Here is a 16,106-nt window from a genome sequence, read left to right on the forward strand (position 1 = left end):
GGATTGACCGTGTCGGGAATTCAGGAGCCGCAGGAGACAACGCAGTTCTGGCGTCATCCGCGCTTTCGCGATCTTGGCATGCTCACGGCGCGTTTCACGCGGCATCGCTACCAGTTGCACACGCACCCGACCTATGTCGTCGCCCTGATCACGCAAGGCTGCGAGCGTGTCCGCATCGGCAACGAGACCGTCGTCGCGCCGATGGGCACGGTCCTCCTCGTCAATCCGGAGGTGTGGCACGACGGCGAGGCTGGTGCCGAGCAGGGCTGGGCCTACCGCACCTTCTATCCCACGGCTTCCCTCATGGGCGCGATCGCGGGAGAACTCGGGCAGGATCGCGCGCCACTGTTTTCGCAATCGATCGTCGATGACGCCGACCTCGTCCAGGCGGTGGCCGCCGCACACCAGGCCTCGACATCAGGCGATGCCACAAGTGCCGAGACATCCATGCTGATCGCCTTGCGCAAGCTCGTCCTGCGCCATGGCGATTGGGGCGGCCGACGGCGCGAGGCGGTCGAAAGCTTCGGCTCGAAAAGCCGGCTCCAGGTCTATGAACAGGTCATCGAAGACCATCTGAACTCGGACCTCGATTTGCGGCGGCTCGCTGAAGCTGCAGGCGTGACGCGCTTCCAGGTCATCCGGGATTTCAGGAAGGTGCTGGGTCTCACGCCCGCTGCCTTCATCCGTGACCGCCGGTTGCGCCGCGCCGATCTCCTGATCCGCCAAGGCTCAAACCTCGCCGACGCCGCCTTTGCGGCCGGCTTCTCCGATCAAAGCCATCTTTCGCGCACCTTCCGCGCGGCGCATGGAATGACACCGGGGATGTTCAGGCGGGCCGGGACGCTGCCTTCGACTTGAGCAGTCGTGCCATGTCAGCCGCCTTTGACGGCATGCCGATCAGAAAGCCCTGCGCCTCGACGCAGCCAGCCTTGCGCAATATGTCGAGCTGCGCTTCGGTCTCGACGCCTTCAGCGGTGACGGTGATGCCGAGCTCGGCGCCAAGCCCGATGATCGTGCGCACGATCGCCGCTGTGTCCCGGTTGTCGATATCATGGATGAACGAGCGGTCGATCTTGATCTTGTCGACGGGAAAACGCCTGAGATAGCCAAGCGACGAATAGCCGGTGCCGAAATCGTCGAGCGCAATGCGGACGCCGAGTTCGCGCAGCTGCCTCAGCGTCCGCAGCACCGTCTTGCTCTCATCCATCAGCACGGTTTCGGTGATCTCCAGCTCAAGCCGCCTGGCCGGCACGCCGGAAACGGCCAGCGCCGAAATCACGCTGCGGGCAAAGTCGGCGCTTCTGATCTGCACGGCCGAGACGTTGACGGCGATCCGCATACCAGGCGGCCAGCCGGCGGCCACGCTACAGGCCTGTTTGAGTGCCCATTCGCCCAGCGGCACGATCAGTCCGCTGTCTTCGGCGGCCGCGATGAAATCGTCGGGCGCCACCAGGCCGCGCGTCGGCGAATTCCACCGCATCAAAGCCTCGGCGCCGACGATTTCGCCTGACGCGATGTTGGTGATCGGCTGGAAGTCCAGGACGAATTCCTGCCGCTTCAGTGCCGTCTCGAGATCGGTTTCGAGCGCCCGGCGCGCCCGCACCAGGGCATCCATGCCGGGTTCGAAAAAGCGGTAGACGTTGCGGCCTTCGCTCTTGCCGCTGTAGAGCGCCATGTCGGCATTCTTCAACAGCGTGTCGGCGTCCTTGCCGTCACCGGGATACAGCGCGATGCCAAGGCTGATGCCGACATGCATGTCGCGGCCCTTGTCGCGAAACGGCTGGCTGACGACAGCGACGATGCGCTTTGCCAGTTGTTCCGCATCGGTGGCGCCTTTGGGATTGAACTGCAGGATGGCGAACTCGTCGCCGCCGAGACGGGCGACCACATCGGTGTCGCTGCGCAGGCTGTGCCGCAGCCGTTCGGCCACGCATTTCAGCAGCCAGTCGCCGGCCGGGTGTCCCCAGGTGTCGTTGACGGCCTTGAAGCGATCAAGGTCGAGCGAGAAGATCGCCAGCGGAGCAGCAGGGGTTTCGCCAAGCGCCTGGTCGAGCCGCTCGCGGAACATCGAGCGGTTGGGCAGGTCGGTCAGCGTGTCGTGATGGGCAAGGTGGCTCATGCGCTCTTCGGCGCGCCGGCGCTCGGTGATGTCTTCGAACGTCGCCACCCAGCCCCCGCCGGCAAGCGGCCGGCGCGCAATCAGCAATGTTCGGCCATCGGCAAGGATGCGATTTGTCGAGCGCGTTTCGCCGGCTTGCAGGCTGGCCCTGGTCTTGGAGATCTCGCCGTCGATGTCGATCGACGGATAGATGCGCAGACGCACCATCTGTTCGAGCAGGGCGCGCTGGCTCATGCCGAGCGGGAAGTCGCTGGGCGTGACGTTGTAGAGGTCGAAGAAGCGCTGGTTGCGCACGATCAGCGTACCGTCGGCGTCATACATCAGCAGGCCTTGCGACATGTTGGCGAGCGCCGCATCGAAGCGGCGGTGCTGCTCCTTCAATTCCTGCTCGGCCCGCCTTTGCTCCGTGATGTCCTCATAGATCGACACCCAGCCGCCCGAGGCCAGCGGCCGGTGCGTGATGGAAACGATACGGCCGTCCGACAGTATTTCCTCATAGGTCGAGGCTTGCGCGCGCTCGATATAGGGCTTGCGGATGGCATAGAGGTCTGCGGCGCTCTGCGAGGCGACGCCGATGTCGACGCTGTGCTGGAGAATATCCAGGAACGCGATGCCGGGCCGCACGATCTTCGCATCGAGGGAAAAGATGCTGAGATAGTTGCGGTTGCAGATGATCATCCGCTCGTCGGCATCGAACATGCACAGCCCATGCGACATGTTCTCGACGGCCGCCGAAAAGCGCTCGTTCTGGTGGCGCAATTCGTCCGCGATCTGCCGTGGCGCGGCAACGCCTCCGGCTCCCCGTCTGCGGACGGGCGAACCACCCTTGACGTGCGCAACGGACATGAGGCGTACCTGCTGACCGTGATCGAACCCGGTACTGTGGTTACCGCTGGTTAATTTAGCGTATGTTCACTGCGCCGAATGCACAGCAACCGTTGCCTGGCGCTGCTTTTCGAGCGTCGCATAACGCTTGAGGAAGGCAGCCTGCGCCGAGGTCACCGAGCGCGGCGTGAAATCGAAGCGGTCGGCATTGAAGCCGCGCGGCCGGCCGAAGAACTCGGTTGCCTCCGCGGTCGAAAAGCCGGCAAGCAGCGTCGCTTCATAATAGGCAGCGATCTGGTCGGCGCGCTTGATCTCCTTGCGCAGGCCGACGCCGAGTTCGGCCGGCAGCGAAAAGCGCTGGTGGATGGCGCGCTGGAGGCGCAACTCGCAATCCTTGTAGGAGCCGCCCATCACCGATTTGAACGGCGAGATCATGTCGCCGATGACATATTCCGGCGCGTCGTGCAGCAGGGCCGCCAGCCGCGCATTGGCCGAGGCGTCCGGCTGCAATTCGCCAAAAAGCGCCTCGACCAGCAGCGAATGCTGGGCAACCGAAAAGGCGTGATCGCCGCGTGTCTGACCATTCCAGCGGGCGACACGGGCAAGCCCGTGGGCGATGTCGGAGATTTCGATGTCGAGCGGCGAGGGATCGAGCAGGTCGAGTCGCCGTCCCGACAGCATGCGCTGCCAGGCGCGCGGTGGCGCCCCGACACGGTCGGCCGCCATCAGGCGTCCTCCGCGTCGACCGCTTCCCTGGGAAAGCTGAACTTTGCCCAGGCCGGAATGGCGAGCGAAACAGCGACGTCACCCGCCAGGATCGGTTGCCCGGCATCGAGCGCCGCCTTGACCCGGTCGATGCGGGCAACGGCTAGGCCGATGGAGCCTTTGCTCGAGCCGAGCGTGCCGACCGGCCGCCCCGCCACCGTCAGTTCCGTGCCCGGCGCGGGCAAAGCATTGTCGGCCGAAACGATCAGCACGCGCCGTCTGGCGGTGCCGCGATGCTGCATGCGCGAGACCACTTCCTGGCCGACATAGCAGCCCTTCTTGAAGCCGACCCCGCCGGTCTCGTCGAGCAGCACGTCATGCGGGAAGGCGTCGCCGAGCTGGTAGTCCGGCCCGCTTTCGGCAATGCCGTGGGCGATGCGCAGGGTTTGCCATGCAGCCGGATCGCCGCCTTCGGATACGCCTCCATAGGAGCGGCTGACGGCTACGTCACGGAAGCGGGTATCGGCAAGTGCCGTTGAATCAGAATGTGAAGCGGTTGAATCATCGCCCCATGCAACCGTCACAAGCAATTGATCCCGCTTGGCAATCTCGGCCTTGGCGCGCAGCTTGTAAAGCATCAGCCGGCGCACGAAATCGTCTGCGACGTCGGCCCGGCATTCCAGCTGGAAGCTGCTTTCGCCGCTGCGCGAGATCAGAAAATCGAACAGGATCTTGCCTTGCGGCGTCAGCAGCGCACCCGGTTTGACCTCTTCGGCCTTCAGCAAATCGAGGTCGGTGGTGAGGATGTTCTGCAGGAAATGCTCGGCATCCGGGCCTGACACGGAAATGAGCGCGCGGTTTTCGAGCTGGGCAAAGTGCATGAGCGGAAAAGAACCTGATCTTGCAAAAGGGTCGGCCTTTACGTAAGCCGACGATACTCCCCCCGCAAGAGACCGAACGCCCATGGCCAGCACCTACGACCTCATCCTGACAGGTGGCACGGTGGTCAACCATGACGGCGAGGGCGCGCGCGACGTCGGCGTCAAGGACGGTCGCATCGCGGCCATCGGCGATCTTAGCCAGGCCTCGGCCGGTGAGACGATCGATTGCCGCGGCCTGCATATCCTGCCGGGCGTCATCGACAGCCAGGTGCATTTCCGTGAGCCGGGGCTGGAGCACAAGGAAGATCTGGAGACGGGCTCGCGCGCGGCTGTGTTGGGCGGCGTGACCGCCGTGTTCGAAATGCCCAACACCAACCCGCTGACCACCAGCGAATCAGCGCTTGCCGACAAGGTGCGCCGCGCTACCAGCCGCATGCATTGCGACTTTGCCTTCTGGGTTGGCGGCACGCGCGAGAACGCCGGCGATGTCGGCGAACTCGAAAGGCTGCCCGGTGCTGCCGGCATAAAAGTGTTCATGGGCTCGTCCACCGGCGACCTGCTGGTCGAGGACGACGAGGGTGTGGCATCGATCCTGCGCAACACCCGCCGCCGCGCCGCGTTCCACTCCGAGGACGAGTTCCGGCTGCGCGAGCGCCTTGGCCTGCGCGTCGAGGGCGACCCGTCATCGCATCCGGTCTGGCGCGATGAGATCGCCGCCTTGCGCTGTACCGAGCGCCTTGTCCGCATCGCGCGAAACACCCGCGCGCGCATTCATGTCCTGCACATCTCCACCGCGGAGGAGATCGTCTTCCTCGAACAGCACAAGGACGTCGCGACCTGCGAGGCGACGCCGCACCATCTGACGCTCGCGGCCGACGACTATGGGCGGCTGGGCACGTTGATCCAGATGAATCCTCCGGTGCGGGCGGCGCGCCATCGCGACGGCGTTTGGCACGGCATTGCGCAAGGCGTTGTCGACGTGCTCGGCTCCGACCACGCCCCGCACACGCTGGCCGAGAAGGCAAAGCCCTATCCGGCGTCGCCGTCGGGGATGACCGGGGTGCAGACGCTGGTGCCGATCATGCTCGACCACGTCAATTCAGGCCGGCTGACCCTGCAGCGCTTCGTCGACCTGTCCAGCCACGGCCCGCAGCGCATCTTCGGGATGGCCCGGAAAGGCCGCATCGCCGCCGGCTACGACGCCGATTTCACCATCGTCGACATGAAGCGTCGCGAGACCATCACCAATGCGCAGGCCGGCTCCAAGGCCGGCTGGACGCCCTATGACGGCAAGCTAGTCACCGGCTGGCCGGTCGGCGCCGTCGTGCGCGGCCGCCGCATCATGTGGGAAGGCGAGGTCGTCACGCCCGGGCAGGGCAGGCCGGTGGAGTTTTCCGAGGCCCTTCCGATATAGCCTGACGGCAAAAACTCAATCCCCGGCGACGAAGAATGTCCATTGTCCGGCGGGCGTGATGCCGACGCGGTAGAAGATGTAGGCGCCGAACTGTTTCATGTCGTCATAGTCGCCGGCGGTGACGATCTTGAACAGTTCGACCCGCTGTTTGGCGTCAAGCTTGTCCAGAGGCAGGGCGAAGAAATACGGCCAGACATAGAGCTCTTGCGGCGTGCCGACGTCGACATGGACATAGCCGGCATTGAGCACCTCTTCCAATATGGCGAGGATTTCCTGGCCTTCCTTGTCGCCTGAAAGCCCCTTCAGGAAGGCGATCGGGTCGCCCTCGATCTCGCCCAGTGACAATTGGGTCATGGTCTCGCCGGTGCCGATCAGGGGCCGCAGCTTCTCGATGTCGCCGCTGACGCAGGCTTCGACCATCAGGTCGTGCATGCGCCTGACCGGCTCCGGCAATTTGGAAAGATCGTAGACGACTTCAGGCACCGGCGCATCGGGATCGGCACGCGGGTTGGCCACGCCGCCATCGTCGGTCGGCCCTTCCGGCTGGCTTTGTTCGGGCTCTGCGGGTGATTTCGGCTGGCTGGCCGCTGGCGGCGTCGTGCCGGGCAGATCGGGCATCGGCACGGAATTTTCGGATGGCGCCGTCTCACCGTTGGCTGGCGGCGCAGCCGGCGCCGGAAGCTCCTCGCGCTTGATCTCGCTCAGCGCGTGGGCAGGGCTGCTTGTCAGGACAAGTGCCGGCGGAACCGCGGCGCAGGAAGCGGCAAGCCAGATGCTGAGGACCAGTCCGCGAGGCTGGCCTGACATCGAAAAATTCACCGCTTGCCTCTCCTTGGGCCTGAGCTCCTTCAGGTGCCAGGCATGATGCCCAAACGGCGCGCCGTCGTCAAAGAACCGATCAAGGCGCCGGAGCGCCGGTTTGCGCCCAGAGGGACGCAGGCAGATCTAGTGGCGCAGCCGCTCCGGCTCGAAAGCGCCGGCGATCACCTTTTCACGCATGCGGTCGAGCAGGGCAAGAGCTGAAGTCTCGCCATTGGCGCGCAGCATCTCGCCGAACGCCGTTTCAAGTGCTGCCTCGGCGATGATTTCCGGCTCGATGCCGGCCGACAGACCTTCCGCCCAGGCCTCGCTATGGCTTTCCACCGCGGTCAGGCGCTTTTCTTCCCTGACCAGCGCGTCGATGTCGTTGACGCCATGTTCCATCGCGATGTCCACCCTTTTCAAGCGTCGATCCGACGGGTCGGATCCGGCTTGGGCTGTCCCTATCTCCACGCGGGCTAAGTAAGTATTTGTAAATACGTCATTTTTTTGATCGTATTTGACAAACCTCATCGCCAGCGTTCGGTCCGATTCAAACTTAGCCGATTAGACCGGTGAGCGGGATGAAAACCTTCAGTTTGAGTTAATTCCACATCCGCGCGCTAACGTTTCGTTAATACTGTTGCCAAAGTGCAACACCAACATTGTATCAACGTGCCGTGGATACAAGGCGGAGGTATACGAAAAGGTGTTGGCTATAACGCAGTCCGGCGCTCGTCAGTTGCCGTAGCGCGAGGCAATATCACGCGACAGCGTCTCGCCTTCCTTCATGTAGCGGCTGATGGCCTCGGTCGCTGACGGCGTGCACTGCGTGTAGGTGCCGCCGAAGGAACGGTAACCGCGATTGAAGCTGGCGATGAAGCGGGCGCGCCGCTCGGGATCTGGATTTTCCGAATCGATCAGCTTCTCCATCTCGGTGCGCCACTGGTCGCCCTTTTCGCCGCACAGATTGCGCAGGAAATGCAGCGATCCCAGCACCTCGGCTAGCCGCATCAGCCCAGGCTCGAACGGCGACTCGGCGGCCAGCGTCGGCTGCACGGCAGCCGTGCTGGCGGCGAGGCATGCGGCGAAGAAGAGCGCGACGCGGGTCATGAGTCTTTCTGACGAAACAATTTGTCGCCTGCAAGGCGATTCTCTGCGTTCAGATACCGGCACCGCTTGAGCCCATAAGCTCCTCAGCGACCTCAAACACATCGCCTGCGAGCGGCATGTCGGTCATGTCGTTCAGCGTGTAGAAGGCGGCGGTTTCGGCGTCGTCGCTGGCTGTCGCTTCGCCGCCGGCATAGACAGCGCCGAACACCGTCAGGAGATAGTCGACCGGGTGATTCTCGCCGCTGCCGTCGATGTGGATGTCCCGAAGCGGACGATAGTCTTTCGCCCGCAGCCCGGTCTCTTCCAGCAATTCGCGCGCCGCTGCCTGCGCAAGCGTTTCGCCGGGCTCGACCTTGCCGCCGGGAAAGGCATAAACCCCTTGCGACGGCGGCCGCGCCCGCTTGACCAGAAGCACCGTTCTGCCGCGCACGACGGCGACGGAGACTGCGGGAAGTGTCTTGCGCTGTTCGTTCATCGATCGCGATTCGCCTATATGAGGTTAGACCCTTGTGGACGGCTGGCGGCATCGAGCTTTAGCGGTTGCGCAAGGCCGGTTCCATCGCCACCTTCGCATGACACCATTCAGAGAACTTAGCCCATGTGCGGACGCTTTGCCCTGACGGCCACGCCGGACCAGACCGCTGCCTTGCTCGGCCTGGCCGAACTGGAGGATTTTCCGGCCCGCTACAACATCGCGCCGACGCAGCCGGTGCTGATGGCGCTGTCAGGGCCGCCGCGCATGCCGGGCTCGAATTTTCCCGATCGCCAGGCGATGCTGGTGCGCTGGGGTCTGATCCCGGCCTGGGTCAAGGACACCAGGGAATTTCCGCTGCTGTTCAATGCGCGCTCGGAAGGAGCGGCGGAGAAGGCCTCGTTCAAAGCCGCCATGCGCCATCGCCGCGGCTTGGTTCCGGCCTCCGGCTTTTATGAGTGGCAGCAATCGGGCAACGGCAAGAAGGGCCAGCCCTACTGGATACGGCCGAGGAATGGCGGGCTCGTCGCCTTTGCCGGGCTGATCGAGACCTACGCCGAGCCGGGCGGTTCGGAAATGGATACCGGCGCCATTCTCACCGTCAACGCCAATGCCGGCATCGCCCATATCCATGACCGCATGCCGGTGGTCATCGCGCCTGAGGATTTCGCCCGCTGGCTGGACTGCCGCACGCTCGAACCGCGCGACGTGGCCGACCTGCTCAGACCTGCACAGCCCGATTTCTTCGAGGCTGTGCCGGTCTCCGACCTCGTCAACAAGGTCGCCAACACCGGGCCCGAGATACAGGCCAGGGGCATCGTCGGGCCTGAGCCCGAGAAGGTCAGGCGCCAGAAGCCCGGCGCGGACGACAGTCAAATGACGCTGTTCTAATGCATGTCGCCCGGAAGTGTGCAGCGGTTCTGGGACAACGACATGCGTCAAACAAAGACTTAGAGCACGACCCCAAGAAACCAGTCTTCGGGAAGAACCTGCTCAATTAGGAAGAGCTGTTGTTTTCAGGCGCGCTCAGGCGCGCCTCAGCCTTCCGTGCCGGCGTACGCCTTGGCGGCGGCCGGTGCCCGAGCTTTGATCAGGCAGCGCGGGGCGAAGTGATTTTCGGTGCCGGCTTCTTCTTCTTGGCGGTGTGGAGAAGGGCGGCGACGATGGCGGCCGGACCGATCGCGCGGTAGTGGTTGGCGAGCGCCGGTTGCTTGGCGCGGCTCGATTCCTGCTTGGTTCGTGACATCAATCTCTTCCCTGGTAACATTTCCGTGTCTGCGTTTGCCGGCCGAATCTGACCGAATCGTGACCCATGGTGAACTAGCCGGCGAATGTTTCATGACTGTGCCGACATGTTTAATAAAATGTTTCAGTGCCTCATGACCTGTGATCCAGCTGCGCTTTTGCCGGAAGTTGCGACTTGACGGCAACACCGGCCAAGGCGATAAAGCCGCCCATGAAAACGTTTTTCGCCATTTGTGGCATTTGCATTATTGGCTAGCCTCACGCTGGTCCGGACGTTTTCGCCTCATCTTTCCCCAGAGTGGACAAACGCCCCGGCCAGCAGGCTGGAGCCCGATTTGTGCCTCGGCGCAAGGACGGCTCTGCCCAGAGCATGATCCCGAACCGAAGGTCCACGAAGTGAAAAGTGGGTACCGGTTTTCGGATAAGATCATGCTCAACCAAAGAGTAACGGACCGGAAGGGCACGCATGTCTGACGCATCGAAGGGTCTCAGCCTCTACAACACGCTAACGCGGACGAAGGACGTGTTCGTCCCGATCGACGCTGGGAATGTGCGCATGTATGTCTGCGGCCCGACCGTCTACGACTTTGCCCATATCGGCAATGCGCGGCCGGCGATCGTCTTCGACGTGCTGTTCCGTTTGCTGCGTCACCTCTACGGCAAGGCTGGTGTCACGTATGTGCGCAACATCACAGATGTCGACGACAAGATTAACGCCCGTGCGCTGCGCGATTTCGGCGCCGAGATCGCGTCGGGAAAACTGACGCTCAACGAGGCGATCCGCCGCGTCACGGAAAAGACGGCCGACCAGTATCACAAGGATGTCGCGGCCCTCGGCTGCTTGCCGCCGACGGTCGAGCCGCGCGCCACCGAGTTCGTCGCGCAGCGCGCCGACGGCAAGGCCGACATGATCACCCTGATCGAGCGCCTGATCGAGCGCGGCCATGCCTATGTCGCCGCCGGTGAGGTATTGTTCGACACCGCCTCGATGCCGGATTACGGCGAATTGTCGAAGCGCAATCTCGACGAGCAGCAGGCCGGCGCCCGCATCGCCGTCGATGCGCACAAGAAGAACCCCGGCGATTTCGTTTTGTGGAAATTGTCGTCGCCGGAAGAGCCCGGCTGGGACAGCCCGTGGGGCAGGGGCCGTCCGGGCTGGCACATCGAGTGCTCGGCCATGTCGGCCGCCTATCTCGGCGACGTCTTCGACATCCATGGTGGCGGCCTCGACCTGATCTTCCCCCACCATGAGAACGAGATTGCCCAGTCGCGCTGCGCGCACGGCACCGACGTCATGGCCAATGTCTGGATGCACAATGGCTTCCTGCAGGTCGAGGGCCAGAAGATGTCGAAGAGCCTCGGCAATTTCTACGCCATCGCCGAACTGCTGGAGACCGACACATTCGGCGGCCGCAAATGGCCGGGCGAGGTGCTGCGGCTGGCGATGCTGATGACGCATTATCGCGAGCCGATCGATTTTTCGGTCCGTAAGCTGGAGGAGGCCGAGAACACGCTGCGCAAATGGAAACGCGCAGCCGATCTCGCCCCGGCCGCAGGGCAAGTGCCGGCGGAAGTCGTGGCAGCGCTGTCGGACGACCTCGCCACCTACGCCGCCTTCCAGCAACTGACGCAGCTTGCCGGCGAGGCCGCGGACGGCAACGAAGCTGCCGCTTCGCTGAAGGCCTCGCTGCTGTTCCTCGGCTTCGATGTCGGTGCAGCCAAGGTCGATGAGGCCGCGGTCGCCAGGGCGATCGCCAAGCGCCTGGAACTGATCGCCGCGAAAAACTGGGCCGAAGCCGACCGCATCCGGGACGAGCTTTTGGCGCAAGGCGTGCAGTTGAAAGACGGCAAGGACCCCGTCACGGGCGAAAGAATCACCACCTGGGAGGTAAAAAGATGATCGACCATCTCGGCATCAACGTCGCCGATTTCGACGCTTCGAAGGCCTTTTACGACCAGGCGATGGCGCCGCTAGGCGCCTCGCTGATCTACATGGTGCCGCTGGAATATACCGGCGGCACCAAGGTCGGTGGCTATGGCCGCGACCGGCCGGTGTTCTGGTTGCAGGCCAGCAACGATGAGCCGAGGACCCATCAGCATGTCGCCTTCACCGCGCGCAGCCGCGCTGAGGTCGATGCGTTCCATGCCGCCGCCCTTGCCGCCGGCGGCAAGGACAATGGCGGGCCGGGCCTGCGGCCGCATTATCACCCGCACTATTATGGCGCCTTCGTCTTCGATCCCGACGGCAACAATGTCGAGGCCGTCTGCCATGCCCCGGAATGAATATGAAACGGAGTGAGACGCGATGAGCCTCGACAACCGGCCCATCTACACCGGCGGTTGCCAATGCGGCGCGGTGCGCTTCCGCGTCGAGGGCGCGCTGGGCGATGCCTCGATCTGCCATTGCCGCATGTGCCAGAAAGCGTTCGGGTCCTTCTACGCGCCGCTGGTTTCGGTGCGTGGCGCCAAGCTCGACTGGACGCGCGGCGAGCCGAAATATTTCGCCTCGTCCAGCCATGTCGATCGTGGCTTCTGCGCCAATTGCGGCACGCCGCTGACCTTTACCGCGCCTGATGGCGTCGGGCTCGCCATTGGGGCGTTCGACAATCCGGCCGAAATCGTGCCGCTGATCCAGTGGGGCACGGAGGCAAAGCTGCCCTATGTCGACACCATCCCGCAACTGCCCGGCGAGGACACGATGGCCGACATGTCATCGGCGCCTTATCTCGCCGAACTCGTCTCCTACCAGCATCCCGACCACGACACCGAACAATGGCCGCCAGAGGAAAGACCATGACCGATGATATCAGAACCGGCGGCTGCCAGTGCGGCGCCGTGCGCTTCCGCATCAAGGGCAAGCTCGGCCGTGCCTCCATCTGCCATTGTCGCATGTGCCAGAAACAGTTCGGCTCTTTCTTCGGTGCGCTGGTGACGGTGCCCAAGGACGGTGTCGAATGGGTGCGCGAGGAGCCAACCTACTTCCAGTCGTCGGTCAACATCGATCGCGGCTTTTGCGCCCGTTGCGGAACGCCGCTGACCTATCGCCAGCCGGGCGCGCTGGAGATCGCCATCGGCGCGTTCGACGACCGCTCGGATCTGGCGCCGCAGATCCAGATCAACTACGCGGTACGGCTGCCCTGGGTGGAGACGATCTTCGACCAGCCCGTGCATCAGGATCCCGATTTCTACACTCGCCAGGAGCAGATCATCTCCTTCCAGCATCCCGACCACGAAACCGCGGACTGGCCGGCGCACGGCCTGCAGATATGAGCAATGAAATGAGCAGTGAATTTCGCACCCTTTATCCCGAGATCGAGGCCTTCGCTTCCGGCATGCTCGATGTCGGCGACGGTCACCAGATCTATTGGGAGCGCTCCGGCACCAAGGGCGCCAAGCCAGCGGTGTTCCTGCATGGCGGTCCCGGCGGAGGCATCTCGCCAAAACATCGGCAGTTGTTCGACCCGAAGCTTTACGATGTCATCCTGTTCGACCAGCGCGGCTGCGGAAAATCGACCCCCAACGCCTCGCTCGACGCCAACACCACCTGGCATCTGGTCGCCGACATCGAACGCCTGCGCGAAATGTGCGGCTTCGAAACTTGGCTGGTGTTCGGCGGCTCCTGGGGTTCGACGTTGGCGCTCGCCTATGCCGAGACCCATCCCGATCGCGCCAGCGAGCTTGTCGTGCGCGGCATCTACACGCTGACCCGCGCCGAACTCGAATGGTATTATCAGTTCGGCGTCTCGGAAATGTTCCCCGAGAAGTGGGAGCGTTTTCAGGCGCCGATCCCTGAAGCCGAGCGCGGCGACATGATGGCCGCCTACCGCAAGCGGCTGGTTGGCTCCGACCGCAAAGCGCAGCTCGAAGCCGCCCTTGCGTGGAGCCTGTGGGAAGGCGAGACGATCACGCTGCTGCCGGAACCGGAAACCAGCGACAAGTTCGGCGAGGACGATTTTGCCATCGCCTTTGCCCGCATCGAGAACCACTATTTCGTTCACGCCGGCTGGCTCGAGGAGGGACAGTTGCTGCGCGACGCGCACAGACTGAAGGACATTCCCGGCACCATCGTCCATGGCCGCTACGACATGCCGTGTCCGGCGCGCTACGCCTGGGCGCTGCACAAGGCTTGGCCGAAGGCGGATTTCCATTTGATCGAAGGCGCCGGCCATGCCTATTCGGAACCGGGGATCCTCGATCAGCTGATCAGGGCAACGGACAAGTTCGCAGGAAAGAAATGACATCGGCCTTCGGGCCAGAGGAGGGTGCGTACGCACCCGCGCAGCCATGACAAAGCAACGCCTTTATCTCTTCGACACCACATTGCGCGACGGCCAGCAGACGCCGGGCATCGACTTTTCCGTCGAGGACAAGATCGCGATTGCGAAGCTGCTCGACGAGTTCGGCATGGACTATGTCGAAGGCGGCTATCCCGGCGCCAATCCGACCGACACCGCCTTCTTCCAGCAGAAGCGCACGGCGAAGGCAAAATTCGTCGCCTTCGGCATGACCAAGCGGGCCGGGGTATCGGCATCCAACGATCCGGGCCTGGCGGCGCTGGTACAGTCGAAATCCGACGCCATCTGTTTCGTCGCCAAGAGCTGGGACTATCATGTCCGCGTCGCGCTTGGCTGCACTAATGAGGAGAACCTCGACTCCATCAAGGCTTCGGTCGAAGCAGCTGTTGCCGCCGGCAAGGAAGCGCTGGTCGATTGCGAGCATTTCTTCGACGGCTTCAAGGCCAATCCGGATTATGCGCTGGCTTGCGCCAAGGCCGCCTATGACGCCCATGCGCGCTGGGTGGTGCTGTGCGACACCAATGGCGGCACGCAACCTTCTGAAGTGCGCGCCATTGTCGACAAGGTGATCGCCGCCGGCATACCGGGCGACCATCTCGGCATCCATGCCCATGACGATACCGGCCAGGCGGTGGCGAATTCTCTGGCCGCCGTCGAGGCCGGCGTGCGCCAGATCCAGGGCACGCTGAACGGCATCGGCGAACGCTGCGGCAATGCCAATCTGGTCTCTATCGTGCCGACGCTGGCGCTGAAGCCGGCCTTCGCTGATCGTTTTGAGACGGGTATTTCAGCCGAAGCGCTGACCGGCATATCCAGGCTGTCCCGCGCCTTCGACGAACTCTTGAACCGCGCGCCGGAAGCGCAGGCGCCCTATGTCGGCGCCTCGGCCTTCGCCACCAAGGCCGGCATCCATGCCTCGGCACTCGCCAAGGAGCCGGCGACCTATGAGCATGTCGAGCCGCAAGCCGTCGGCAACCGCCGCCGCGTTATGGTCTCCGACCAGGGCGGGAAAGCCAATTTCCTCGCCGAACTGAAGCGGCGCGGCATCGACGTGCCAAAGGACGATCACCGTCTTGATGCGCTGATCTCGGTGGTCAAGGAGCGCGAGGCGGAGGGCTACGCCTATGAGGGCGCCGATGCCTCCTTCGAGCTCTTGGCGCGCAAGATGCTGCACGGCCTGCCGGAGTTCTTCAACGTCACCTCGTTCCGCTGCATGGTCGAGCGCCGCTTCGACGCCAACGGCCAGCTGAAGACGGTGTCGGAAGCGATCGTCAAGGTGATGGTCGAGGGCGAGGAGAAGATGTCGGTCGCCGAAGGCCACGGCCCGGTCAACGCGCTCGACATCGCGCTGCGCAAGGATCTCGGCAAGTTCCAGGGCGAGATCGCCGACTTGGAGCTGGCCGACTTCAAGGTGCGTATCCTCAATGGCGGCACCGAGGCCATCACCCGTGTCCTGATCGAATCGCATGACGGCACCGGCGCCCGCTGGTGGACGGTCGGCGTGTCGGAAAACATCATCGACGCCTCCTTCCAGGCGCTGATGGATTCGATCGTCTACAAGCTGATGAAGAACCGCGACATGGCGGGGCTGGTGGCGGCGGAGTGAGCAATGGGCTTTTCTATCAGTTGGCTAGGCCTTCGCGGCCTCGGCATAGAAGAAGCTGCGGCGCTGCTTCAAGTCGAGGTTGGCGATCAAATCGACGCCTTCGACGCTCCGATGAACGCTTATGCCAATGAGAATTGGGCGATTGTCATTCTTGACGAGTGCCGCTTTCCGGGACCTCCTGATCAATTCCTCGCAGCGATTTCGAAAGGACGAGAATTGGTCGTCGTGCACATAGAAGAGCATGTCATGTTCTCGCACGCCGAACTGTGGCGTGATGGAAGAAGTGTCTGGAAGGTTGGGCATAGCGGTGACCAGAATGTCAGGGACCTCCACGCCACAGGCGATCTTTCGGCCTCTTTTGAAACTCTGAGACAACAAGCCTTTTCAAAGCAGGACGAGGAAGATGACGTCGACTATGTTTTCGACATTCCTCTTGATCTGGCGGCGGAATTGACGAGCTTCAGGCATGATGAATGGGCGCCGGACCGGCTGTTCTTCGAGCTTGTCGAGAAACGTGCCTAGTGTGCTGACCAGACGTCGTTGTCGAGGCACAGCCTGTGAGGCACCCCTTGAACCATCAGCAAAAGTCCATTGATCCATCACAACTTTGCGATGGTTTTGGCCGAGCCGTTG

The 16,106-nt window shown here is 63.2% G+C and carries 18 protein-coding genes; 10 read left to right on the top strand and 8 right to left on the bottom strand.

From position 1 onward, the window contains the following. The first annotated feature begins 9 nt into the window (after positions 1–9). A complete protein-coding gene (locus tag FJV77_RS15805; RefSeq protein ID WP_246691275.1) occupies positions 10–858 on the top strand; it encodes an AraC family transcriptional regulator in 849 nt (282 codons plus the stop codon). Here FJV77_RS15805 and FJV77_RS15810 read toward each other — a convergent pair. The 3 genes from FJV77_RS15810 to FJV77_RS15820 all read right to left on the bottom strand — a co-directional run bounded on the left by FJV77_RS15810 (position 827) and on the right by FJV77_RS15820 (position 4,530). After that, positions 827–2,965 carry an EAL domain-containing protein gene (locus FJV77_RS15810; RefSeq protein ID WP_142867719.1) on the bottom strand — a complete coding sequence of 713 codons (2,139 nt, stop codon included), beginning with the start codon at positions 2,963–2,965 and terminating at the stop codon, positions 827–829. The genes FJV77_RS15805 and FJV77_RS15810 overlap by 32 nt on opposite strands. 66 nt (positions 2,966–3,031) lie before the next feature. Continuing rightward, a complete protein-coding gene (locus FJV77_RS15815) occupies positions 3,032–3,670 on the bottom strand; it encodes an HD family hydrolase (protein WP_142867720.1) in 639 nt (212 codons plus the stop codon). Further along, positions 3,670–4,530, bottom strand: coding sequence for a folate-binding protein YgfZ (locus tag FJV77_RS15820; protein WP_142867721.1), 861 nt, complete (start codon positions 4,528–4,530; stop codon positions 3,670–3,672). The genes FJV77_RS15815 and FJV77_RS15820 overlap by 1 nt, the downstream gene beginning before the upstream one ends. An 82-nt stretch (positions 4,531–4,612) precedes the next feature. Here FJV77_RS15820 and FJV77_RS15825 point away from each other — a divergent pair, with 82 nt between their 5' ends. Continuing rightward, entirely contained in the window at positions 4,613–5,944 is a 1,332-nt protein-coding gene (locus tag FJV77_RS15825) for a dihydroorotase (RefSeq protein ID WP_142867722.1), read from the top strand. Between the two features lie 15 nt (positions 5,945–5,959). Here FJV77_RS15825 and FJV77_RS15830 read toward each other — a convergent pair whose 3' ends face one another. The 4 genes from FJV77_RS15830 to FJV77_RS15845 all read right to left on the bottom strand — a co-directional run bounded on the left by FJV77_RS15830 (position 5,960) and on the right by FJV77_RS15845 (position 8,330). Beyond that, positions 5,960–6,763 carry a hypothetical protein gene (locus FJV77_RS15830; protein ID WP_185970333.1) on the bottom strand — a complete coding sequence of 268 codons (804 nt, stop codon included), beginning with the start codon at positions 6,761–6,763 and terminating at the stop codon, positions 5,960–5,962. A 126-nt stretch (positions 6,764–6,889) separates the two neighbouring features. Then, positions 6,890–7,147 (bottom strand): hypothetical protein, encoded by a 258-nt coding sequence (locus FJV77_RS15835; RefSeq protein WP_008874920.1) that lies wholly within the window; start codon positions 7,145–7,147, stop codon positions 6,890–6,892. 333 nt (positions 7,148–7,480) lie between these two features. Then, positions 7,481–7,855, bottom strand: coding sequence for a TIGR02301 family protein (locus FJV77_RS15840; protein ID WP_142867723.1), 375 nt, complete (start codon positions 7,853–7,855; stop codon positions 7,481–7,483). A gap of 49 nt (positions 7,856–7,904) precedes the next feature. After that, positions 7,905–8,330 (bottom strand): NUDIX hydrolase, encoded by a 426-nt coding sequence (locus tag FJV77_RS15845; RefSeq protein WP_142867724.1) that lies wholly within the window; start codon positions 8,328–8,330, stop codon positions 7,905–7,907. A 123-nt stretch (positions 8,331–8,453) separates the two neighbouring features. Here FJV77_RS15845 and FJV77_RS15850 point away from each other — a divergent pair, with 123 nt between their 5' ends. Next, positions 8,454–9,218: an SOS response-associated peptidase gene (locus tag FJV77_RS15850; RefSeq protein ID WP_142867725.1), complete on the top strand. Its 765-nt coding sequence runs from the start codon at positions 8,454–8,456 to the stop codon at positions 9,216–9,218. Between the two features lie 199 nt (positions 9,219–9,417). On the opposite strand, the gene FJV77_RS15855 is transcribed toward FJV77_RS15850, so the two are convergent. Further along, positions 9,418–9,573, bottom strand: a complete 156-nt coding sequence (locus FJV77_RS15855) for a hypothetical protein (RefSeq protein WP_112560752.1) — start codon at positions 9,571–9,573, stop codon at positions 9,418–9,420. A 465-nt stretch (positions 9,574–10,038) separates the two neighbouring features. On the opposite strand from FJV77_RS15855, the gene cysS reads away from it, so the two are divergent. The 7 genes from cysS to FJV77_RS15890 are packed head-to-tail and all read left to right on the top strand — an operon-like array spanning position 10,039 to position 15,995. After that, on the top strand, positions 10,039–11,472 hold the full coding sequence (gene cysS, locus FJV77_RS15860) for a cysteine--tRNA ligase (protein WP_142867726.1): 1,434 nt from the start codon (positions 10,039–10,041) through the stop codon (positions 11,470–11,472). Continuing rightward, a complete protein-coding gene (locus tag FJV77_RS15865; protein WP_142867727.1) occupies positions 11,469–11,855 on the top strand; it encodes a VOC family protein in 387 nt (128 codons plus the stop codon). The genes cysS and FJV77_RS15865 overlap by 4 nt, the downstream gene beginning before the upstream one ends. A 22-nt stretch (positions 11,856–11,877) precedes the next feature. After that, positions 11,878–12,369: a GFA family protein gene (locus tag FJV77_RS15870; protein ID WP_142867728.1), complete on the top strand. Its 492-nt coding sequence runs from the start codon at positions 11,878–11,880 to the stop codon at positions 12,367–12,369. Continuing rightward, positions 12,366–12,842 (top strand): GFA family protein, encoded by a 477-nt coding sequence (locus FJV77_RS15875; protein WP_142867729.1) that lies wholly within the window; start codon positions 12,366–12,368, stop codon positions 12,840–12,842. Before FJV77_RS15870 ends, FJV77_RS15875 begins: the two co-directional genes overlap by 4 nt. A gap of 8 nt (positions 12,843–12,850) precedes the next feature. Next, on the top strand, positions 12,851–13,810 hold the full coding sequence (gene pip / locus FJV77_RS15880) for a prolyl aminopeptidase (protein WP_142867730.1): 960 nt from the start codon (positions 12,851–12,853) through the stop codon (positions 13,808–13,810). 46 nt (positions 13,811–13,856) lie between these two features. Next, positions 13,857–15,473 carry a citramalate synthase gene (cimA, locus tag FJV77_RS15885; RefSeq protein WP_142867731.1) on the top strand — a complete coding sequence of 539 codons (1,617 nt, stop codon included), beginning with the start codon at positions 13,857–13,859 and terminating at the stop codon, positions 15,471–15,473. A 3-nt stretch (positions 15,474–15,476) separates the two neighbouring features. Then, the gene (locus FJV77_RS15890; protein WP_142867732.1) at positions 15,477–15,995 is read left to right on the top strand and encodes a hypothetical protein; all 519 of its coding nucleotides are present in this window, start codon (positions 15,477–15,479) and stop codon (positions 15,993–15,995) included. The last annotated feature ends 111 nt before the right edge of the window (positions 15,996–16,106 follow it).

It is taken from the genome of Mesorhizobium sp. WSM4306 (assembly GCF_007003975.1).
In the GTDB taxonomy this organism is placed as follows: domain Bacteria; phylum Pseudomonadota; class Alphaproteobacteria; order Rhizobiales; family Rhizobiaceae; genus Mesorhizobium.